The sequence below is a fragment of the Sphingomonas melonis DAPP-PG 224 genome, from assembly GCF_000379045.1.
GTDB lineage: Bacteria > Pseudomonadota > Alphaproteobacteria > Sphingomonadales > Sphingomonadaceae > Sphingomonas > Sphingomonas aquatilis.
In genome coordinates, this window is sequence record NZ_KB900605.1 from 3,640,792 (window position 1) to 3,663,061 (window position 22,270).

Below are 22,270 nucleotides of genomic sequence, written 5' to 3' on the forward strand. Positions count from 1 at the left end.
GCCAGACGATCCGACCCTTTCTCTATGGACGCGAGAACCGCACGTTCCTCACCCGCAAATGGCTGCGGGTGGTGCGCAAGCCGAACCAGCCGCGCGTATAAGGTGCGGCGTCCTGCATTGTGAATAGCCGCACGCCGTCGCGCGCCACGGCGATCTCCTGCCCTTTCCCGATCAGGCGGATGTGCGTCCAGCGGTTGGGCACCAGCATCGCGGCGGCGTCGCTGCGATCGTGCTGGGGCAATAGCGGCCGATCCCCTGTTTGGCCGACATAGCGCCGCATGCGCGTCGTCGTGTTCCGGTTGCCGCCGATGCCGACATAATAGGTCTTGAGCGTATCATATTGCGCGAAGGCGCCGTTGCGCGGCCGCATCAGCACCGATCCGCCGGGCACCGCCGGGTCCTGCGCCATCCAGAAGGCATTGACGTCGCTGACCGTATCGTGCGGCCCGCCTGCCTGTACCGCCATCACGTCGTAATCGATCGCGACGGGTCCGGTCAGCGGGCGAGCGTACCAGAGCGTCACGCCGTCCGCTGCGTCGATATCGATCACCCGGCCGCGCCGCAGCGTAACCTTGGCCCCCGGCTCCGCCTCGATCCGCCAGCGCGACAGGGTTTCGCGCGCGCTAGCCGCCGGCGCCGCGACCACAACCGCGGCGAGCAGCAGCGCGCGCACCGTCACAAGCTGCCGCCGTCCATCAGCGGCGCGAGCAGCACCAGATTGGCGGTCGCCGCCAGCCCCCATTGCGCGGCATCGTTGGTCGACACGTCGGCGAGCTCGTCGACCGGCTTCAGCACCGCAGGCGGCAGGATGCGCCGCGTGCCCTTCGTCTGATCGCGACCCGCGCGATCGCCCGCGCCGGTAAATTCCGCCCAGGCGCGCCGGGCGAGCGCCGTGTCCTTCGTCGCCACGGCGGCATAAGCCGTGAAGCGCGAATGCGCCTGCGTCAGCGCGCGGCCCTTGCCGGGATCGCCGGTCTTGGCGCGGAACGCGGCTTCGGGCGCGTTGTAATACGCGCAATAGTCGATCCACGCCGCGCGATAGGCGGGCACGTCGACCAGTTCGAGCAGCTCGGCCATCGTTTCGAACACGCCGAACACGCCGTTGAGATGGCTCATGCTGACGGTATCGCCGCCGCCCACGAACCGCCCGGTGGCAAGATCGAACGCCGCGCCACCTGCGAACCATTGCTTGGACAAAGTCGGGATGGTGCGCATACCCGCGACGATCCGGTCGCGCCAGCGCGTATCGCGCGTCCGTTCCCATTCGGTCATCCAGGCGGCGACCAGCGGCCCCCAGATCGTGCCGAACGACATGAACACCTGCCCCGCCGGCAACGGTTTTTCGGAGACGACCGCCCCCGTCCCCACCGTGGCGCCATCGTTGGGCAGATGCGCGCCGACCTTGCGCATGATGTCGACGGTGGCGAGCATCCGGTCGCTGTCGATCAGCGCGTGCATCAGGTCGCCGCAGCGTTCGTCGGCGGCGAGGTAATAGAAGATCCGGCGATAGGCGGCGTTGGAAATACGCGGCTGCTTCGAACTGTCGCCCCAATGCTGCACGCCGTGACGCGTGCCGAAGCCCTTGAAGCGGCCGGTGTGATAGACGTCGACCTCACCCGTATGGCGCGTCATCGCCTCTGCCATGCGGAACACGTCGGCGCGGCCGGTGCGCAGATAGGCGTACCAGAGCCACAGGTCGCTCGACAGCTCGCTATTGTCCCAGGCGAAACCGCCGATGTCGTAGCGCCAGACGTGCCGGTCATCGTCATAGCTGTGCATGACGTCGCCATAATTCCAGAAGCCGTACCAGCGACGCTGCTCGATCTGGCCGATGTAGAAATCCAATTCGCGCGCCGCGCGCGTTTCGATGCCGCCGCGCACGCCGGGGCCAGGCGGCGTGGCAGGCCCCCAGATGCCGAAGACATGGGCGTCATGCACCGCGGCATTGGCAGCGACGATGCGCGGCGGGCGGGCCACCTGCGCCGCCATCTGTGCAAGGCGCGTACGGCTCGGCGTCGCGGGCAGCGCCCATATCCGGAACTCGCTGGTCCGCGCGATGCCCGACGCATCGCCCCAGCCCGGCTCATAATCCTCGTACGTGACGTCAAGCCCCAGATTCTGGTGCGCGTAATCCGCCATGCCCATCGTGCCGTGATAGAAACGCAGGTCCATCGCCGGCGCATCGGGCGCGTGATACCAGAGCGTGAAGCGCGCCGCGTCGCCGTCCGCGCCGGTAACGTCGAGGCCCACCGGGCAGCGCTGCCAGAAATCGTGCATGGCAAAGGCAACGCCGCCGCTTGCCCCGCCGATATAGCCGAGGCCCGCCGCGCGCTGGCCGCCATCCACGTCGACCCAGCCATGGCCCGGTCCGGTCCGCTTGGTGATCGCGAAGCCGTCCGCATTCGGCTGGCGCAGGCGGAATTCGCCCCAGGCCGGGATATAGTCGAGCTTGTCGCGCACCGCCGCCGCCATCTGGCCTATCGGCGGTACGGCGCGCCCCTCGGTCTGGGCCGTGCGGAACGCCTTTCCGGGATCGCGGCGCAGGCCGGTGAGCGGCCGCACCGCCTCGGCCCACAAGCCGCCATCCTCTCCGGAGAAGCGGATGTGACGATCGTAGAGCGCATCTCGCAGCGGCGCCTCACCGGTGACACCCAGTCCCCGGACGAAGCGCCTGGCGGGATCGCCGTCGAAGATCAGGCTATGCACCACGCGCACCGACGCGGAACCCGCGTGGAAGTAGAGCCGCAGCGAGAAGGGCAGCCACCGCTCGCCCTCGCCCTCATGCTGGCCTTCGACCCGCACCACCGCGCGGATCGACCCGGTCTGTTCGACCACGGCACGCTCGATCCGGCTGGCGTAGCGCAACCGCCGCGGGGCGGCCTCGGCATCATCGTCGGACCCGTCCTGCGCCGACGCGGTCAGCGCGACGTTGCGCAGCACCTCGCGCCCGCCGCTGGTCGCGCTGCGGATGATCGCCGCGCCGCTGCGGCCGATCGTCCAGCGCGTGTCGCCGACGACGACCTCGATCGCGTCGCCGCGTTCGGTGACGCGCACTGCGGCGCCAACGCCGCCGGCCTTCCCCGTCTCGATCCGCAGGTCGGCTGCCAGCGCGGCGTCGGCCGGCACCGCATGGCCGGTCCATTTGATCGATCCATCGGGCCACCATGCCAGCGGCCAGCTCTGCACGGGCAGCGTCGCCCCGCCTGCGCGGACGCGGTATGCATCGGCCATCCGCGTGCCGCGCGGCCAGGGCTGGCCCCAGGTCATGCCCTCATGCGCTGCGGGTGGGGTGCCGTCGAGCCAGCCGGCATTGCCGCCGGTCGCGCCTGTCGCCCTCGCGACGGCATCGGCGGCGGCGACCGCCTCCGTGCCCATCACGCTTGCCGCGGTCGCGGCCGTCGTCGAAAGCAGGAACGTCCTGCGGCTCCAGTCGGCCATGTCCGGCACCCTCTCAAATATAGGACAGCTTTTCATCATATGATACTATTTGACGGCTGTGGTCAAAGGCGATTTCCGGGCGGGCGCTCGGGCGCAAGATGCGGTGGCATCTTCATTTCCGCCGCGGCGCGACCTATGCCGTCACCATGACCACGGCTGAGCGCCCGATCCGCACCCTGAAGGACATCGCCCGGCTGGCCGGCGTCAATCCCGGCACGGTATCCCGCGCGCTCGCCAACAGCCCGCTGGTCAACGAACAGACGCGCCAGCGCATCGCCGCGATCGCCGCCGAACATGGGTTTCGCCCCAATCTGATGGCGCGCCGGCTGCGCACGCAGCGCACCGGTGTGATCGGCATCGCGGTGCCGCTGGGCCATGAACGGCGCCAGCATCTGTCCGACCCGTTCTTCATGACGCTGCTCGGCCATCTCGCCGACGGCATCACCGCCCGCGGCTATGACGTACTGCTGTCGCGCGTCGTACCCGACAGCGACGACTGGCTGGACGATATCGTCCGGTCGGGAACGCTCGACGGCGTGCTGCTGATTGGCCAGTCGGACCAGTTTGCGGTGATCGAAGAGGTCGCGCGCCGCTATCGCCCGTTGGTCGTGTGGGGCAGTACCGTGCCGGGCCAGGCGCATTGCGCGATCGGCGTCGACAATGTCGCGGGCGGCCGACTGGTCGGCGAGCGGCTGATCGCCCGCGGCTGTCGCCGGCTCGCCTTCATGGGCGAGGTGCGGACGCTGGAGCTGATCGATCGCCACCGCGGCCTGTGCATCGCCGCGGAGGCCGCCGGCCTGCCGCCGCCGTTGCAGCTCGACACGCATCTCGCCTCCGACATCATGGCCGCGGAAATCGCCGCGAATCTCGACCGCGCGGGCGATGCGATCGACGGCATCGCCGCCGCCTCCGACGTGATCGCGATGCAGACGATCGCGGTGCTCGATCGGCGCGGAATGGCCGTGCCGCAGCGGATCGCCGTTACCGGCTTCGACGATCTGCCCTTCGCCGCACAGGCGCGCATCGGGCTGACGACGGTGCGGCAGGATTTGCCACGCGGCGCGGAGGCGATGGTCGATGCGCTGTTTGCGCGCATCGCGGGCGAGGATCGCCCGTCACTGGTGATGGAGCCGGTACTGGTCGCGCGCGACAGCGCCTGACGAGAGGTCAGGCGATCCGCGCGCTATCGCCCTTCAATTCCAATCGAAAGAAGGGCGCAGCGGTCCCGCCGAAATGCGCGCGGCGGAAGGCGGCGTCGCTGCCGCGCGGCACACCGTCGAGACCCCAATAATCGACGAAGCTGATGACATCCCCCTCGCCCGTCACCCACCAGCAATAGGCCTGTGTCGGTTCCTCGATCGGATTGGCGGCGACGAGGCCGCTGCCGTTGAGCGGGCGCCATGGGCCGGACAGGCGATCGGCGACCATGCCGTACAGGCCGGTCGGCGCGCCGATGCCGGGGGCGAAGCGCTTCGCCTGCGTCGACCAGAACAGATAATACAGGCCGTCGCGCACCACGATATGCGGGCGTTCCAGCTCGTTGTTGACGCCGGTCGCGTCGACCAGCGGCGCCTCGATTGCCCAGCCGAAGCCGTCGCGGGTGGCGAGGCCGACGACGCCGTCATGCACGTCGGTTGCACCCGCCGCAGAGCCGGTGAACAGCAGGTGTTCGCGTCCCGTCACGGGGTCGAGGAAATAACCCGGATCGCGGAATCCCTTGATCCGGTCGTCGATCGCGGCGTCCTGTTCGGCCGGCGCATACCAATGGCCGTCGGCGCGCACCGTCTCGACCGGCGCGCTCCAGTCGGTAACGCGGCCGTCGACCAGACGGCCGGTGGTTTCGAACAAACGCTGCGTGAAGCGCGGGCCGCCGCCGCGCACACCCGCCGCAGTGAAGTGCATCGTCAGCGTCACGTCGTCATCGGCGAGCCAGGCGCTGCCCGACCATTCGCGCGTGCCCGGTGTGAAGCCATCGGGAAAGGCATCACCATGATCGCGCCAGCCGTCCGCGCCGACGCTATACAGGCGGATGCGCGCGACATCGTGCCGCGCCTCGGGATCGGGCGCGTGCGGCACGGCGAGGAAGAACCAATAGTGCCGCCCGTCGATCGTCGCGGTCGTGCCGTCGCGACGCGCGATCGGCCACATGTCCCACAGGTCGCGCGTCGGATCGATCGCCACCACGTCCTTCGCCAGCATCACCGGCAGCCGCGCCGCCGCCTCCGCCACCGCCCGCGCAGCATCCTCGCGCCGCCACACGCTCACGCCCGTGCCTCCACGGCGGGGCGCTCGCGGACCCAGACGACCGCCGCCGCCGCGCAGACCATCAGCACGCCGCACAATGTCAGCACGTTGCGCGGATCGCTCCCCAGCCACGGGCCGTAGATCAGCGGCATCGTCGCGGAGAAGATCAGCATCGGAATGACGATCATCATGTTGAAAATGCCCATGTACACGCCCGTCCGTTCGGGCGGGATCGCACCGGCGAGGATGACGTAGGGATTGCCCATCATGCTCGCCCAGCCGATGCCGATGCCGATCGCGGGCACGAACAGCATCGCCGCGGTCGTGACATGCGGCAGCGCCATCATCCCCGCGCCCGCCAGCACCAGGCAGGCGCCATGCAGCCGTGCCGCACCGATCCGGCGGGCGAGCGGCACCATCGCAAAGGCCGCAAGACAGGCGATGCCGTTATACCATGCCGCCATCACGCCGTTGGTCAGCACCGCGGAATGGAAGCCGCTGGAGGTCGCGTCGGCTGTGCCATAGACCGACCGGCCGATCGCGTAGATGACATAGGCCCAATAGGCCATCATCGCATACCATTGGAACAGGCTCATCAGCGCCAGCTTGCGCATGGCCAGCGGCATCTGGACGATCGCGGTGCCGATCTCGCGCAGCGCCGCCCCCAGTCCTTTGGGCGCCGCCGCGATCCGCGCGCGCTCGGCGAGCGACAGCGGCAGTTCGGGCACGCGCCGCACCGAATAGACGATCGTCGTCAGCGACAGCACCGCGCCGACCATGAAGGCGATGCGCGCGGTATAGGGGATGTTGTGCGCGTCCACCCAATCCTGGTTCATCCCCGCCCACACCAGCAGCGACGGCGTCAGGAAGGCGAGCATCTGCGCAAGGCCGGTGAACGCCGATTGCGTCAGGAAGCCGATCTGGTGCTGGCTGGGATCGAGCCGATCGGAGACATAAGCGCGATACGGCTCCATCGTGATGTTGTTGCCGGCATCCAGGATCCACAGCAGCGACACCGCCATCAGGATCGAACTGCTCAGCGGCATGCAGAACAGCCCGATCGCGCACATCAGCGCACCGACCAGGAAATAGGGCGTCCGCCGGCCCCAGCGCGTATCCGTCCGGTCGCTCAGCGCGCCGATCAGCGGCTGGACGAGCAGCCCGGTCATCGGCCCCGCCAGTTGCAGCAGCGGCAGCGACGCCTCCGACGCGCCGAGATAGCTGTAGATCGGCGCCATATTGCCCTGTTGCAGCCCGAAACTGAACTGCAGCCCCAGGAACCCCAGGTTCATCTCGAGGATACGCGGCACCGACAGTCGCGGCTTCATCTCCGGCATACGCATGGCGCCTCTCCCTGACGGACGCCATCGTCGCAGCGTCATCGGGTCAGCGATAGCGGTTTGCGCCGATCAATACAACAATCGATTGCATGAACCTATCCGTAGGCCCGGCCATCCAGCCGCCCCGTCGCGCGCAGCAGCGCCGCCTGCGCCACCAGCACGTCCGCCCGCGCCGACGCGACCGCCAGCTGCGCGCTGCGATAGCTCTGGTCGGCGACGAGAATGTCGATCGTCGTGCGCAGGCCGACGGCATATTCGGCACGCACGCCCTTCAGCGCGAGGTCGGCGGCGGCAAGACCATCGACGTTTGCGCGCAGCCGTGCCTGCGCCGCACTCAACGTCGCCCAGGCCGCATCGACGCTGCGGACGGTTTCGCGCTGCGTCGCGTCGGCCTGAAAGCGTTCGGCGCGGTTGGTCGCCTGGGCCTGGCGGATGCGCGAGGGCACGAGGCCGCCGGTCAACAACGGTATGCGCAGGCTGAGCCCGGCGGAGGCGGCGGCGTCATACCCCCGCGTCCGGCCATCGCCAACGATCAGGCCGCGGCCGTAACCGCCCGTCAGGTCCAGCGATGGCGCGCCCTCTGCACGGGCCGCATCGATCCGCGCGGCCGACCCTGCGACGACGCGGCGCTGCTGAAGCAGCAGGGGGTTCGACGCCTCCGCCGCCGCGCGGGCCTGGGCGCGATCGACGGGCAGCGCGGCGGGCGGCGGCACGTCGGCGACCAAGGCACCGGCATCCTGCCCCACCGCGGCGCGATAGGCTGCGGCGGCGGTGGCCAGCGCGCCTTCCGCATCGGCGAGATTGGCGACGACCGTCGCGCGCTGCGCCTCCAGCTGCGCGACGTCGGTGCGCGTCCCCTGCCCCAGGTTGAAGCGGGAACGCGCCTCCTCCACCTGCCGGTCGAGCCGTTCGATGCCGACGCGCGCCACCTCCACCGCCTGCTGATTATAGAGCAGATCGGCATAAGCGAGCACGACGCCCTGTAGAATTGCCGCCTCGGTATCGCGCAGCCCCTCCGCGCCCGCGGCGACATCCTCGCGCGCCGCCCGGACCGCCGCGCGCACCCGCCCGCCGGTCCAGATCGGCAGGTCGGCCGCGACCGACGCATTGCCGGAGCTGCCATAGCCAAGCCGGTCATACCCCGCGCTTCCGTTGGCCGACAGCGTGGGCCGCCCGAGCGCCCGCGCCTGTGCAGGCGTCTCCGCCAGCGCCTCCTGCCGCGCCCGCGCCGCCGCGAGCTGCGGGTTGGTGGCATAGGCCGCCGCGATCGCCTCGCGCAGCGTTTCGGCAGAGGCGGGCGCGGCACTCAGCAGCAGCGCGATGGCGGCGAGGCGCTTAGTCATGGCGCAGCGCCCAGGCCGGCGCGGCCCGGCTCGCCTTCAACGCCTGCCCCAGCACGGTCAGCACGGCGATCACGACGGCGAGCACGGTCGCCCCCAGGAAGAACAGCGGCGACAGGCTGATCCGATCCACGAACCCTGCCAGCCACGTCCGCATCGCGAAGAACGCGATCGGCCAGGCGACGAGGTTGGCGATCAGCACCGGCCGCAGGAACTGCCCGACCAGCAGCTTCACGATATCGCCCGACGACGCACCCAGCGTCTTGCGGATCCCGATCTCCTTGATCCGCCGCGCGGTGTTGAACGAGGCAAGCCCCCACAGACCGACGCAACCGATCACCACCGCCAGCCCTGCGCCGATCGCAAACAGCCGCGTCGCCTGCTCGTCGGCCTTGTAGAAGTCATCGAGCCGGTCATCCGCGCTCTTGCCGCCGAACGGCACCTGCGGCGCCATCCGCTGCCAGATCGCCTTCACCTCCGCCAGCGCGACACGCGGATCGCCTGCCACCCGCACGCTCGCGACGGTCACGAACGACGGCGCCTTGGTCGTGTAGTAATAATAGGTCGCCACGGTCGGCGTGCGAGGCGATCGGAAGCGCATATCGGGAACGACCCCGATGATCGTACGCGGACGGTCGCCGCCGACCGTCTTCCCGATGGCCTCATCCGCCGAACGGAAACCCAGCGTACCGACCGCCTTCATCGTGATGATGATGTTCTTGGCCGCCCCGGATGGTCGCTGACTGTTGTCGTCCATGCGATGCGCGTTATCGAACAGCCGCCCCGCCACCGCGCCGACGCCATGCGCCTTGAAAAAGTCGGGGCCGACATCGACCCAGTTGAGCATCGGGCCGTCTCCCGGCCGCCCCGGGATCGGAACGTTGTCGCTGCTCATGCTGCCGCTGCCGCCCACGGCGAAGTTGGAAAGGCCGACCGCCTTGACCATCGGCAGCGCGCGGATCGCGGCGACGATGGCATTGGCCTGGCCCGGACTGATCTGGGCACTCGACAGCGACGGGATCACCAGCAGGCCGTCGCGCCGGAACCCGATATCGGCGGTGCGCACATAGCGCGTCTGTGCGACCAGCACCGCAGTGCCGATCATGAAGGCGATGGCGAGGCCGAATTGGAAAACGACCAGCGCCTCGCGCGTCCGCGTCCCCGCCCGGCCGCCGCCCGGCGCTCGTGACGACGCCAGCACCGCCGCCGTCGGAAAGCGTGCCAGCATCACCGCAGGGTAGAAGCCCGCCGCGATGCCGGTGACGATCGCCAGTACGACCAGCGCCGGCACCACGATCTGATAGGGAATCGTCAACGACAGGCCCCCCGCCGCATTGACCAGCGGCAGCCCCAGCTCGGCCAGGATCAATCCACCCAGCGCCGCCACCGCGACGGTCAGCACGGCTTCGCCCAGGAACTGGCGAACGAGCGCGCTGCGACTGCCCCCCAGCACTTTACGCATCGCGACCTCCCGCGCGCGCAGCCCCGCGCGCGCCGTGGCGAGATTGACGTAATTGACCAGCGCGATCAGCAGCGTCAGCACGCCGACGATGCCCAGCGTCACCACCGTCTGGCGCTGCCCGTCGCCGATATCGTTGGTCAGATGCACCCTGGCCAGCGGATACATCGCAAGGCCTATCGATTCCGACGGCTTCGGCCCCATGTCGCGCACGCCATGCCGCTCGACGAACGCCGGCATCTTGTGTTCGAACGCCTGCGCAGCCGCCGGTGTGTCGAAGCGGAGATAGGTCGACAGCGACGTGCTGCCCCAGTGCGTCCATTGCTCGGGACGCCCCGTCTTCGGCAATTGGACCAGCATCGTGAATTGCCGTTCGGTCGCCGCGGGAAGGTCGTGGAAGATGCCCTTGACCTGATATTGCTTTGGCGTGCCGCGACCGGTGGCGATCGTCATCATCTGACCGACGGGGTCGGTGGTCCCGAAATATTTGCGTGCCAGGCTTTCGCTGATGAGCAAGCCGGTCGGCGAGGCGATACCCTGCCGCCCGTCCCCCTTCACCATCGGAATGTCGAAGACGTCGAAGAAGGAGGGATCGACCTGCGCCACGTCCTCAGGCGTCGCGACGCCGTTGCGCAGCACGCTGCCGCCATTCTTGCCGCCGTCGAAGCGGGTGCCAACGACTTCTGGGAAATCGCCCTTCAATTCATCGAGCAGCCCGCCCATCGTCTCGGGCGTCGGGCCGTTATATTCACTGCCCTTCATGTTCCAGACGGTTTCGACCAGATAGATCTTGTCATGATTCGGCAGCCATTTTTCGAAGCTCGTCTCGAACCGGACGTACAGGCCCAGCACCAGGAATACGGCGATGCCCACGGCAAGGCCGCCGATGTTGAGCGCGGCGTAGAGCTTGTGCCGGGTCAGCGAGCGGTACAGCGACAAAAGCGCGAAGCGGTTCATGGCGTCCCCCCTCAGATCGCGCGCATGGCGCTGGCGACGATGCGACCGTCGAGCATGTCGATGCGGCGCTTCGCCATGTCGGCGTGGCTGGGCGAGTGCGTCACCATCACGATCGTCGCGCCCTCGGCGTTGAGCGCAGACAGGATTCCCATCACCTGTTCGCCGTTGGCGGTATCGAGGTTGCCGGTCGGTTCGTCCGCCAGGATCAGCTTGGGATCGCCGACGATCGCACGGGCGATGGCGGCGCGCTGCTGCTGGCCGCCCGACAATTGGTGCGGGAAGTGGCGCGCACGGTGGGCGATGCCGACCTTGTCCATCGCCGCGGCGACGCGTGCCTTCCGGTCCCCCGCATCCTTCCGATAGGCGAGGCCGAGCGCGATATTCTCTTCGATCGTCAGCTCGTCGATCAGGTTGAAGCTCTGGAACACGAAGCCGAGGGTCGAACCGCGGAACTTCGCCAGTTCCGCCTCGTCCAGCGCGGCAAGGTCGCGATCGCCGAACAGGTAGCGACCGCCCGTCGGCCGATCGACCGTGCCCAAGGTGTTGAGCAGCGTCGACTTGCCGCAGCCCGACGGCCCCATGATGGCGAGGAACTCCCCCGCAGCGACGTGCAGATCGATGTCGGCGAGCGCGGTGGTTTCCACCTCGTCGGAAACGTAGCGGCGCTGGATGTTTTCGAGACGGATCACGAAGGGCCCTTTCAACGGATGTTGAGGATGTCGCCCTTCACGGACGACGTGTTGCTGGTGACGATGCGTTCGCCGGGTTGCAGGCCGGACAGGATCTCGACCTGTTCGGGGTTGCGGCGGCCAGTCTTGATGGTGCGACGGCGGGCATGGCGGCCATCGGCGTCGAGGACGAAGGCGGACGAACCGCCACCCGATTCCAGCCAGCCGCCGACCGGCGCGACGAGGGCGGGTGCGGTGCTACCGAGCGTGATACGCATATCAATCGTCTGGCCGCGGTTCAGCCTGGCGGTCGGCGCGCGGTCGAACGTCAATTCGACGCGGAAGCGGCCGTCCTTCACCGCCGGCAGCACCTTCGACACGGTCAGCGCCATGCCGTTCGCGGTGGCGCGCTGACCGACCGCGACGCGGCCGAGGTAATATTCGTCGACATCCGCCTCTAGCTTCCACGAGCCTTCGCTGTCGACCTGCCCCGCGGGGTCGCCGGGCTTCAGCGTCTGCCCGGGCTGCAGCGTGAAGTTGGTCAGCCGGCCACCAGCGGGCGCGCGGACCGTCAGCGCGTCGAGCCCCGATCGCACCGCGGCAAGATTGCGCTCCAGCCGCGTGCGCGTGTCGTCGAGCCGTGCCCCCTGCGTGGTGGTGATCCGCGCCTCCGCCGCGCCGCCCGATTGCAGCTGCGCCAGCCGCTTTTCCTGATACGCTGCTTCTTCGGCATAGCTCTTCACGCCGGCATCGGACACGAAGCCCTTGTCGTGCAGCTGCTGGCGGATGCCGAGGTCGCGGCGCGCCTTGATGAGGTCGTAGTTCGCCTGTGCGATCTGTCCTGCGCGATCGAGGCGGTTGCGCGCGATGCCGAGGTTTTCGCCGGCGAGGCCGCCCAGCTGGCTGGCGATCTGCGCCTCGCGGGTCAGCACGTCGAGCTTCAGCGTCGGGTTGGCGAGGGTCGCGAGCGGCTGCCCCTCCGCCACCATCGCGCCGTCCTGGACCAGCAGTTTCTCGACCTGCCCGCCCGACAGCACGCCGACCAGCGTGGTAACGCGCGGCGCCACGGTCGCCCGGACGGGCAGGTAATCGGCGAAGGGCGCGCGTTCGACCGTGTCGGTGTCGATGTCCGTGGCGGCGACGTCGGTCGATCCGCTCGCCGGCATGATCCGCCACAGCGCGATCGCAGCGATCAGGGCGAGGCAGACGGCAACCGCACCGCGGCGGCGCCACCAGGCGCGTGCGGGCCGATCGACGCGGCGGTCCATGGCGGCGCCCGGCGACGTACCGGGGGAAGCAGTTGCGTGTTCGGACGGTTCGGTCATCATGGCGCCAGTGTCGCCGCGAACAGCCGAAAAGCCTAAACCGTTATGAATACTGTACTTTTACCTCAAGCACCGGACGGTGACCGTTCGCAAGCGGACGCACTGTCCGGAAATGGACGGTCGGACGGCGTGTCAACCGGACGGACGATTCTGCTGATCGACGACAATCCGGCGGTGTTCGGCGCGATGGACATCGCCTTTCGCATGGCCGGCCACCGGCTGGACGGCGCGAAGGGGCCGGAAGAGGCGATGTCCCGCCTCGCGACGCAGCGCTACGACGCGATTTTGCTCGATCTCAACTTTACGCCGGGGGAATCGAGCGGCGAACAGGGTCTCGCCTGCCTCGCCCGGATCATGGCGGACGACCCAGCCGCCTGCGTCATCGTGCTCACCGCGCACAGCGGCATCCGCATCGCGGTCGCGGCGATGCAGGCCGGCGCGCGCGATTTCGCGATGAAGCCGTGGCGCAACGCGGACCTGCTCGCCCGCGTCGAGGGGGCGATCCTGCGCGGGGCGGCAGCGGCGCCGGCATCGCCGCAGTCCGCGGGAGCCGAACCCGCCCGCCTGCTCGGCGACAGCGCGACGATGGAGCGTGTGCGCGCGCTGATCCGCCGCATCGCGCCGACCCCCGCGGGCGTCACCATCACAGGGCCCGCCGGAAGCGGCCGAACGCTCGCCGCGCTGGCAATCCACGCCGCCTCGCCATGGGCCACGCGGGCGCCGGTCACGATCGACCTGCGCGATCCCGCCGCCTGGGCCTTGTTCGATACGGGCGAAGGCACCGCGATCCTGCGCCACCCGGACGGGCTGGACGCGTTCGCACAGGATCGGCTTGCCCAACGGCTGCCCGCCGGAATCCGCTGCATCGCGATCGCGTCCAGCGTCACGGCGCTGTCGCCCGCCCTGCAACGCCGGCTGGCGACGGTGGAGGTGGCGATGCCGCCGCTCGGCGCGCGCGACGACGATGCGGTGCTGCTCGCCCGCCATTTCGCGCGCCTTGCCGCCGAGCGGTTCGTACGGCCGCCGGTCCGCTTCACCGACGCCGCGATTACGGCGATCCGCAGCGCCGTCTGGCCGGACGAGGTCCGCGGCCTCGCGCTGGCGATCGAACGCGCGGTGCTGCTGTCGGACGATGGCATCCTCGATGCCGCGCTTATCGCACCCGCCGCCCCGATCGCGGACAATGCGGTCCCTACCGCGCCAGAGGCGAACTTCGCGCTTAGCGATGCGGAGCGCGCGATGATCGAGGCGGCACTGCGCGAACATCGCCACAATGTCACGCAGGCGGCGACGGCGCTCGGCCTCAGCCGCGGCGCGCTGTATCGGCGGATGGCGCGCTATGGTCTCTAGGCGCGGCCCCTCGCCCATCGCCCTCAGCCTCGGACTGGTCGTGGCGGGCATCGTCGCGGCGCTCGCTTGGCAGCAGGGCACCTGGGGCCTGGGCGCTGGCGCAGCGCTGGTTGCGCTGTGGCTCGCCGCGCTCAACTGGTGGCTCGTGGCGCGCCCGCGCGACGTAGTTCGACCGGACCCGGCACGGACCGACGACGCCGACGGGCTGGTCCTGCGCCTGCTGCTCGACGCCGCGCCGACGCCGCTGCTGGCGATCGACGCGACCGCCGCGCGCGCGCTCAACCGCGCCGCGCGCCGCCTGTTCGCGACCGACGACCGTATCCTTCCCGTGCCGCCGGCGCTGACCGATGCCACCGCCACCCATCTGCGCCACGAAGGCCGCGGCTGGCGGATCGACCGCGTGCGCGTCGCCCACGGGCAGGACGTCGCCGCGCTGATCGACATCGAGCAGGAGGAGCGCGCCGCCGAAGCACGCGCCAGTGCCGAGATGATCCAGGTGCTTGGGCACGAATTGCTCAACGGCCTCGCCCCCATCGCCTCGCTCGCCGAAAGCGGCGCCGTCGCGGTCGCGCGGCCCGAGGTCGATGTGGCCTTGCTGCGCGAGATCCTCGACACGCTCGCGCGCCGCTCGGAGGGGTTGCAGCGCTTCACCGAAGCCTATCGCGCCATCGCCCGCCTGCCGGAACCCACGCGGCGTGCGGTGCCGGTGGGTGAACTGGCGGACGATCTCGCGCGCCTGTTCGCCACGCGCTGGCCCGCCGTCGCATTGTCGGTGACGGCAGATGCCGACGCCTGGACGCTCGATCGCGACCAGATCGTGCAGGCGGTCTGGGCGCTGTTGCAGAACGCCGCCGAAGCGGCCACCACGGCGCACGCCGCCGGGGCGGAGGTGGCACTACGCATCGCGGCAAGCGACGCGCTGGCCATCGAGATAGAGGACAATGGCGCCGGCGTTCCCGCAGACGCCGTCGCCCGCATCTTCCGCCCCTTTCATACCACCAAGGCGGACGGCACCGGCGTGGGCCTCAGCCTCGCGCGGCAGATCGCGCTGGCGCACGGCGGTACGTTAACGCTAGCCTCCGATGCGCCGACCCGTTTCCGCCTCACGATCCCCTGACGGCGCCAAACCCCCGTTCGCGCGTTCAGCGCCCGACCCATGAGGAACCCGATCGATGGCCGATGACACCAGTGCCAACAACCAGCCCGCCGGCTACGTCCCACCCGAGGTATGGACGTGGAACCCGGGCAACGGCGGCCAGTTCGCCAGCATCAACCGCCCCATCTCCGGCGCGACGCAGCAGCGTGACCTCCCCACCGGTGACCATGGCCTGCAACTCTATTCGTTGGGCACCCCCAACGGGCAGAAGGTGACGATCATGCTCGAAGAGCTGCTCGCCGCCGGCCATGCGGGCGCGGAGTACGACGCCTGGCCGATCGAGATCGGCAAGGGCGACCAGTTCGGCAGCGGCTTCGTCGCGATCAATCCCAATTCGAAAATCCCGGCGCTGCTCGACCGCCGCAGCGATCCGCCGCTGCACCTGTTCGAAAGCGGATCGATCCTGATCCACCTCGCCGAAAGCTTCGGCGCGTTCCTTCCCGCCTCCGGCCCTGCGCGGGTCGAAACGCTCAACTGGCTGATGTGGCAGATGGGCTCGGCGCCCTTCGTTGGCGGCGGCTTCGGCCATTTCTACGCCTACGCGCCCTTCCGCATCGAATATGCGATCGACCGCTATGCGATGGAGGCCAAGCGCCAGCTGCACGTGCTCGACACGCGGCTAGCCGACAACGCATTCCTCGCGGGCGACGACTATACGATCGCCGATATCGCGGCCTGGCCGTGGTATGGCGGGCTGATGGACGGCATTTACAGTGCGCAAAAGTTCCTGTCGGTCGAGGACTATCCGAACGTCCGCCGCTGGACCGATACGATCGCCGCACGCGAAGGCGTCCGCCGCGGCCGCATCGTCAACCGCCTGACCGGCGCGCCCGGCACCTTCCTCGCCGAACGCCACAGCGCGGCGGATGTCGACCGTGCGCTGGCGGAAGGGCACGAGGCCGCGTGACATCCCGGACCAGCTGACATCACCCTCACCCTTCGCTGGCTTTGCCGGCTCTTCCCTCTCCCGTTGGGAGAGGGAGGGAGCGCCGAAGGCGCGGAAGGGTGAGGGCGACACCGTGCCAGCGAAAAAGCCTACCCGATCAGCCGATAGCCAATTCCCTGTTCGTTCGCGATCAGGCTGCCGACGGGGCGCGGCGCCTCCAGCTTCTGGCGCAGGTTGCGGATCACGATGCGGAGATATTCGACCTTCGGATCGTGGCCGCCCCACACGCGCTGCAAAATCAACTTGTGCGTCACGACGCGCCCGGCATGGTCGGCGAGCAGCGTCAGCACCTCATATTCCTTGCGCGTCAGATGCACCTCCGCGCCCGCGCGTTCGACGCGGTGCGCGGCGGGATCGATCGACACCTCGCCCGCGCGCACCACACCGCCGCCCTTCGCCTCGCTACGCCGGAGCGCGACGCGCAGGCGGGCGAGCAATTCCTCGCTGTCGAACGGCTTGGTCACGTAATCGTCCGCGCCGAGGTCGAGTGCGGCGACCTTGTCCTCGGTCGTATCGCGCGCGGAGACGACCAGCAGCGCGACCCCCGGCGTCCGCGCGATGACCGGCACCAGCTCCAGCCCGTCCCGCCCCGGCAACCCCAGATCGAGCAGCACCGCATCCGGCGCGTCCTGCGCCACCGCGGCCAGCGCCGTGCGCGCATCGGCGGCGTCGATCACGTCGTGGCCGGCGCGCTCCAGCGTCTGGCGGAGCAACCGCCGGATCGCCGGCTCATCATCCACCACCAGCACCCGCGCCATCAGACCTGCCCCTCGACCATTGCGTCGCGCACGATCGTTGCGGACGGGAAGACCAGCGTAAACCGGGCGCCCGCGCCATCGTCACGATTGGCCGCCTCCACGCCGACGCCCATCGCCTCCGCAAACGCCTTGACGATAGCAAGACCCAGGCCCGTGCCCCCGGCCGACCGATCCGATCCGTCGAAGCGGCGGAACGTGTCGAAGATCGCGCTTTCCGCCCCCGGCGGCAGGCCCGGCCCCTCGTCGACCACCGACAACCGCAACGTTGCGCCACGATGCGCGCCGACGATGCGGATCGCGGTGCCCGGATCGGCATAGCGGCCGGCATTGTCGAACAGGTTGAGCAGGCAATGATGCAGCAGCTGCGCGTCGCAGCGGACGAGTGGCAGGTCGGGCGGCACGTCCAGCCGGATCGCATGGCCGGCGAGCGCCGCACGCGCGTCATGCGCCGCACCCGTCACCGCATCGGCAAGGTCGGTCGGCTCGATCGCCAGCGTCAGTGCGCCCGCCTCGATCCGCGCCATGTCGAGCAGATTGGCGACGAACCGGTCCAGCCGCCGCGTCTCGACCTCGATCGTCGTGACCAGATCCGGCGTCACGCCGTGGCGCAGCTCAGCGGCGGCGGCCTTCACCGCGGTCAGCGGCGTGCGCAGGTCGTGGCTGACCGACGACAGCAATGCCCCGCGCAGGCGATCGCGGGTGCGGATCGTCTCGACGTCGCGCATCTCGCCTTCCAGCCGCAACCGCTCCAGCACCATCGCAGCCTGGTCGATCAGGCTGGTCAGCAAGGGCAATTGGTCGGCGCGCACCGGGTCGCCGCCGCCATCGCGCGCGAGGCCCAGCACCGCCAGCGTCCGCCCGGCGTGCGACAGCGGGTGGAACACCCAGTCCGATGCGGTCAGCGTGCCCGATCCACGCCCCGTCGTCGTCGCATTGTCGAACGCCCATTGCGCCGCGGCGAGATCGAGCGTGCCGAGCTGATACCCTTCCGCATCGGCGGCCTGTACGTCCAGTCCGCCGGCGCCCGCGCCGAGCAGCACGCTATGCACGTCGAGGATATGCGCGATTTCGCGGCAGGTAGCGCGCTTCACCGCCGCATCGTCGGCCAGTTCGGTCAACTGGCGCAGAAAGCCGGTCAGCGCCGCATTGGTCCGCGCGCTCTGGCTGGCGAGGTCGGCCTGTGCCCGCACCCGCGCGGCGAGATGGCTGGTGACGAAGGCGACGCCCAACAGCACGAACACCGAAATGACGTTTTCGGGATTGCTGATCGTGAACGTGCCGGTCGGCGGCAGGAAGAAGAAGTTATAGGCCAGGCTCGATGCCAGCCCCGCGAACAGGCCGGTGCGCAGCCCGAACAGGCTCGCCGCCGCCATCACCGGCAGCAGGTACAGCATGCCGACATTGCCGAGCTGCAGCACGCGGAACAACGCGGTGCCGGCGCCGGTGACTCCCGCGATCATCGCGCTGGTCGCGACATAGCCCAGCCGCGTACCCCATGCGCCACGCCGTCGCGGCAGGCGTTCGGGCTTCGTCGCACCACCCGCAACCGGCAGGACGTGGACGGTGACGCCCGGCGTCTCGCGCACCAGCCGGTCGACTACCGATCCATGCCGCAGTTCGAACCAGCGTGACCGCCGCGACTTGCCGACGATCAGCTGCGTCGCGCGCGCATCGGCCAGATAGGCCTTGATCCCCTCGACCACCCCCGCCGCCGGAACGGTCACCACCGTCGCGCCCAGCTGCGTCGCCAGCGTCATCGCCGCCGCGACGCGGGCGTGCTGCGCATCGCTGAACGCGGCGACACGCGGCGTTTCGATGAAGAGCGCTGTCCACGGCCCGCGCAACCCGTCCGCCACGCGCTTGCCCGCCCGCACCAGCCCTTCGCCGCCCGCCAGTTCGTTGATCGCGACGACGATCCGCTCCGCCCCCGCCCAGGTGCCGCCGACGCCCAGCGCGCGGACATGCTCCAGCATCTGCGCGTCGACCGCCTGCGCAGCGCGGGTCAGTGCCAATTCGCGCAACGCCGACAGATTGGATTTGGAGAAAAAGTGCTGGAGCGCGCGGGTCGCTTCCTGCGGCAGATAGACCTTGCCCGCCTTCAGCCGCTCGATCAATTCGTCGGGCGGGATATCGACCACCTCGATCTCGGCCGCCTCCAACACGCTGTCGGGCACCGTCTCGCGCACCCGGACGTGGGTGAAGCCCGCGACGATATCGTTGAGGCTTTCGACATGCTGGATGTTGATCGTCGAATAGACGTCGATCCCCGCAGCGAGCAGTTCCTCGACGTCCTGATGCCGCTTGGGATGGCGGCTGCCCGGCGCATTGGTATGGGCCAGCTCGTCGACCAGCGCGAGGCGCGGCGCGCGGGCGATCAGCGCGTCGAGGTCCATCTCGTGCAGCGTCCGCCCTTCGTAGGGGATGGCGAGGCGCGGCAGAATCTCGAACCCGCGGGTCAGCGCGTCCGTCTCGGCACGGCCGTGCGTCTCGACCACGCCGACGACGACATCGACGCCCTCGCGCGCCCGCGCCTTCCCCTCGGACAGCATCTCGAACGTCTTGCCGACGCCCGGTGCCGCCCCGAGGAAGATCTTCAGGCGGCCGCGACCCTCCTGCGCCGCCTGACGCAGCAATGCCTGGGGGTCGGGCCGGCCGTCGCTCATCACCTGCGGGATGCGTCGAGCGCGCGGTTGAGTGCAAGCACATTTACATGGGGCTCACCCAGCACGGGGGCCTCGGTCGCCGCGGCGACCATCGCCTCGATGCGTGCCACCGGCAGGCCGCGGACGCGCGCGATGCGGGGGGCCTGCGCCAGTGCCGCCTCCGGCGACAGATCGGGGTCGAGGCCCGATCCGCTGGTGGTGACGAGATCGGCGGGGATCGGCCCCGTCACGCCCTCCGCCCGACGCTTCGCCACATCGGCGGTCACGCGATCGGCCAATGCCTTGCTCGCCGGGCCGAGGTTCGATCCGCTCGACGCCATGCCGTCATAGCCCTTGCCCGCCGCGGAGGGACGCGTCTGGAAATAACGGTCCGACGTGAACGCCTGCCCGACGACGTCCGACCCGATCACGCGCCCGCCCTGTTCGATTAGGCTGCCGTTCGCCTGATGGGGGAAGACGATCTGGCCGACGCCGGTCATCGCCAGCGGATAGACGATGCCGAGCAATGCGGCGAACAACAGCGTCATCACGATCGCCGGCCGCAAGGCCGAAGAGAAATCCTTGCCCATTATATCTACTCCTCAGGCCAGTCCGAGGCCACCGACGACGATGTCGATCAGCTTGATTCCGATGAACGGCGCGAGCAGCCCGCCCAGGCCATAGATCGCCAAATTGCGTGCCAGCAGCGGCCCCGCCCCCATCGGGCGATAGGTCACGCCCTTCAGCGCCAGCGGCACCAATGCCGGGATGATCAGCGCATTGAAGATGATCGCCGACAGGATCGCGCTCTGCGGCGTCGTCAGCCCCATCACGTTGAGCACGCCCAGCCCCGGATAGAGCGCGACGAACATCGCCGGGATGATCGCGAAATATTTGGCGACGTCATTGGCGACCGAGAAGGTCGTCAGCGCCCCCCGCGTCATCAGCAGTTGCTTGCCGAGGCCGACGACCTCGATCAGCTTCGTGGGGTCGCTGTCCAGGTCGACCATGTTGCCGGCCTCGCGCGCGGCCTGCGTGCCGGTGTTCATCGCCACGCCGACGTCCGCCTGCGCCAGCGCCGGCGCATCGTTGGTGCCATCGCCGCACATCGCGACCAGCCGCCCGCCGGTCTGTTCCTTGCGGATCAGGTCCAGCTTGTCCTCGGGCGTCGCCTGGGCGAGGAAGTCGTCGACCCCCGCCTCGGCCGCGATCGCCGCCGCGGTCAGCGGATTGTCGCCGGTGATCATCACCGTGCGGATGCCCATCTGGCGCAGCTCGGCGAAGCGTTCGCGGATGCCCGCCTTCACCACGTCCTTCAGGAAGATCGCGCCGAGCAGGCGGCCGTCCTTCGCCACCGCCAGCGGCGTGCCGCCGGCACGGGCGATCTCGTCGGTGATGCGGCGCAATTCGGTCGCCGCCGCGGTCTCGCCGCTGCCCGGATTGGCGCGCAGGATCGAATCGACCGCGCCCTTCTGAATCAGCGTGTCGCCGATCCGCACCCCCGACACGCGGGTCTGCGCGGTAAAGGCGATCACCTCGGCATGATCGGGAAGCGTCGCGGTCTGGCCGAAGCGCTCGCGCGCCAGCACGACGATCGACCGGCCTTCGGGCGTCTCGTCCGCCAGGCTGGCGAGCAGCGCGGCTTCGGCGAGGTCTTCGGCGCTCGCGCCGCCGACGCTGCGGAACTCGCTCGCCTGCCGGTCGCCGATGGTGATCGTCCCGGTCTTGTCGAGCAGCAGCACGTCGATATCGCCCGCCGCCTCCACCGCGCGACCCGACTTGGCGAGCACGTTGAAGCGCACCAGCCGGTCCATCCCCGCAATGCCGATTGCCGAGAGCAAGGCGGCGATCGTCGTCGGGATCAGCGTGATCAGCAGCGCCGCCAGGATCGCGACCGGGATCGACCCGCCGGCATAGCTGGCGAAGCCCGGAATGGTCGCGACCGCGATCAGGAAGATGATCGTCAGGCCGGTCAGCAGGATGGTCAGCGCGATCTCGTTCGGCGTCTTCTGCCGCTCGGCGCCCTCGACCAGCGCGATCATGCGATCGAGGAAGCCTTGTCCCGGCTCGACGGTGACGCGCACCTTGATCGAATCGGAGATGACGCGTGTGCCCGCCGTCACCGCCGACCGGTCGCCGCCCGCCTCGCGGATCACCGGCGCACTCTCGCCGGTGATCGCGGCTTCGTTGACCGATGCGACGCCCTGGATCACCTCGCCGTCGGACGGGATCAGGTCGCCCGTCTCGACCAGCACGACGTCGCCGACGCTGAGCCGCGTGCCGGCCACCAGCTCCCAGGCGTCGCCGACGCCGATCAGCCTTTTGGCCTTCAGTTCGGCCTTGGCATCGCGCAGGCTGGCGGCCTGTGCCTTGCCGCGCCCTTCCGCCAGCGCCTCGGCGAAGGTCCCGAACAGCACCGTCAGCCACAGCCAGACGACGAGCTGCAGCTTGAAGCCGGTCGACAGGCCGTCCTGCCCCACCGCCAGCAGGACGGTCAGCAGCACCGCGACGACCGCGGTGGTGAACATGACGGGGTTACGGATCAATTGCCGGGGATCGAGTTTGACGAAGGCATCGCGGATCGCCGGCACGATCAGCTCTGCGGTGAACAAGGATGCGTTGCGTGTCTGGGCCATGATAGTGGCGC

The 22,270-nt window shown here is 69.4% G+C and carries 16 protein-coding genes; 4 read left to right on the forward strand and 12 right to left on the reverse strand.

Annotation, left to right across the window (positions count from 1 at the left end; all coding sequences use genetic code 11):
* Positions 1-22: 22 nt before the first annotated feature.
* Together SPHME3_RS0117560 and SPHME3_RS0117565 are read right to left on the reverse strand one after the other, a co-directional pair.
* The gene (locus SPHME3_RS0117560) at positions 23-679 is read right to left on the reverse strand and encodes a DUF6250 domain-containing protein (protein WP_017978053.1); all 657 of its coding nucleotides are present in this window, start codon (positions 677-679) and stop codon (positions 23-25) included.
* A complete protein-coding gene (locus tag SPHME3_RS0117565) occupies positions 676-3,438 on the reverse strand; it encodes an exo-rhamnogalacturonan lyase family protein (protein ID WP_017978052.1) in 2,763 nt (920 codons plus the stop codon). Before SPHME3_RS0117565 ends, SPHME3_RS0117560 begins: the two co-directional genes overlap by 4 nt.
* Positions 3,439-3,536: 98 nt before the next feature.
* On the opposite strand from SPHME3_RS0117565, the gene SPHME3_RS0117570 reads away from it, so the two are divergent.
* Positions 3,537-4,598: a LacI family DNA-binding transcriptional regulator gene (locus SPHME3_RS0117570; RefSeq protein ID WP_017978051.1), complete on the forward strand. Its 1,062-nt coding sequence runs from the start codon at positions 3,537-3,539 to the stop codon at positions 4,596-4,598.
* Positions 4,599-4,605: 7 nt separating this feature from the next.
* Here the strand turns inward: SPHME3_RS0117570 and SPHME3_RS0117575 are convergent, their stop codons facing one another.
* The 6 genes from SPHME3_RS0117575 to SPHME3_RS0117600 all read right to left on the reverse strand — a co-directional run bounded on the left by SPHME3_RS0117575 (position 4,606) and on the right by SPHME3_RS0117600 (position 12,774).
* Complete coding sequence (locus SPHME3_RS0117575) at positions 4,606-5,703, reverse strand: glycoside hydrolase family 68 protein (protein WP_020486418.1); 1,098 nt, start codon at positions 5,701-5,703, stop codon at positions 4,606-4,608.
* Entirely contained in the window at positions 5,700-7,025 is a 1,326-nt protein-coding gene (locus tag SPHME3_RS0117580; protein ID WP_020486417.1) for an MFS transporter, read from the reverse strand. The genes SPHME3_RS0117575 and SPHME3_RS0117580 overlap by 4 nt, the downstream gene beginning before the upstream one ends.
* A gap of 92 nt (positions 7,026-7,117) precedes the next feature.
* Positions 7,118-8,365 carry a TolC family outer membrane protein gene (locus tag SPHME3_RS0117585; RefSeq protein ID WP_017978048.1) on the reverse strand — a complete coding sequence of 416 codons (1,248 nt, stop codon included), beginning with the start codon at positions 8,363-8,365 and terminating at the stop codon, positions 7,118-7,120.
* Positions 8,358-10,778, reverse strand: a complete 2,421-nt coding sequence (locus tag SPHME3_RS0117590; protein ID WP_017978047.1) for an FtsX-like permease family protein — start codon at positions 10,776-10,778, stop codon at positions 8,358-8,360. The genes SPHME3_RS0117585 and SPHME3_RS0117590 overlap by 8 nt, the downstream gene beginning before the upstream one ends.
* 11 nt (positions 10,779-10,789) lie before the next feature.
* On the reverse strand, positions 10,790-11,467 hold the full coding sequence (locus SPHME3_RS0117595; RefSeq protein ID WP_024310477.1) for an ABC transporter ATP-binding protein: 678 nt from the start codon (positions 11,465-11,467) through the stop codon (positions 10,790-10,792).
* Between the two features lie 11 nt (positions 11,468-11,478).
* A complete protein-coding gene (locus SPHME3_RS0117600; RefSeq protein ID WP_231291990.1) occupies positions 11,479-12,774 on the reverse strand; it encodes an efflux RND transporter periplasmic adaptor subunit in 1,296 nt (431 codons plus the stop codon).
* 126 nt (positions 12,775-12,900) lie between these two features.
* On the opposite strand from SPHME3_RS0117600, the gene SPHME3_RS0117605 reads away from it, so the two are divergent.
* Genes SPHME3_RS0117605 through yghU form a run of 3 tightly spaced genes read left to right on the forward strand, consistent with a single transcriptional unit; the run spans position 12,901 to position 16,184 of the window.
* On the forward strand, positions 12,901-14,121 hold the full coding sequence (locus tag SPHME3_RS0117605; protein WP_018251119.1) for a sigma-54-dependent transcriptional regulator: 1,221 nt from the start codon (positions 12,901-12,903) through the stop codon (positions 14,119-14,121).
* On the forward strand, positions 14,111-15,238 hold the full coding sequence (locus SPHME3_RS0117610; RefSeq protein WP_020486416.1) for a sensor histidine kinase: 1,128 nt from the start codon (positions 14,111-14,113) through the stop codon (positions 15,236-15,238). The genes SPHME3_RS0117605 and SPHME3_RS0117610 overlap by 11 nt, the downstream gene beginning before the upstream one ends.
* Before the next feature lie 55 nt (positions 15,239-15,293).
* Positions 15,294-16,184 (forward strand): glutathione-dependent disulfide-bond oxidoreductase, encoded by an 891-nt coding sequence (gene yghU, locus SPHME3_RS0117615; RefSeq protein WP_017978042.1) that lies wholly within the window; start codon positions 15,294-15,296, stop codon positions 16,182-16,184.
* Positions 16,185-16,312: 128 nt separating this feature from the next.
* Here the strand turns inward: yghU and SPHME3_RS0117620 are convergent, their stop codons facing one another.
* From SPHME3_RS0117620 to kdpB, 4 genes are read right to left on the reverse strand one after another with little or no spacing between them, the layout of a single operon-like run.
* The gene (locus SPHME3_RS0117620; protein WP_017978041.1) at positions 16,313-16,981 is read right to left on the reverse strand and encodes a response regulator transcription factor; all 669 of its coding nucleotides are present in this window, start codon (positions 16,979-16,981) and stop codon (positions 16,313-16,315) included.
* Positions 16,981-19,644 carry a sensor histidine kinase gene (locus SPHME3_RS0117625; protein WP_017978040.1) on the reverse strand — a complete coding sequence of 888 codons (2,664 nt, stop codon included), beginning with the start codon at positions 19,642-19,644 and terminating at the stop codon, positions 16,981-16,983. The genes SPHME3_RS0117620 and SPHME3_RS0117625 overlap by 1 nt, the downstream gene beginning before the upstream one ends.
* Positions 19,644-20,213: a potassium-transporting ATPase subunit KdpC gene (gene kdpC / locus SPHME3_RS0117630; protein ID WP_017978039.1), complete on the reverse strand. Its 570-nt coding sequence runs from the start codon at positions 20,211-20,213 to the stop codon at positions 19,644-19,646. The genes SPHME3_RS0117625 and kdpC overlap by 1 nt, the downstream gene beginning before the upstream one ends.
* Before the next feature lie 12 nt (positions 20,214-20,225).
* Positions 20,226-22,259, reverse strand: a complete 2,034-nt coding sequence (gene kdpB / locus SPHME3_RS0117635) for a potassium-transporting ATPase subunit KdpB (RefSeq protein WP_017978038.1) — start codon at positions 22,257-22,259, stop codon at positions 20,226-20,228.
* Positions 22,260-22,270 lie beyond the last annotated feature (11 nt).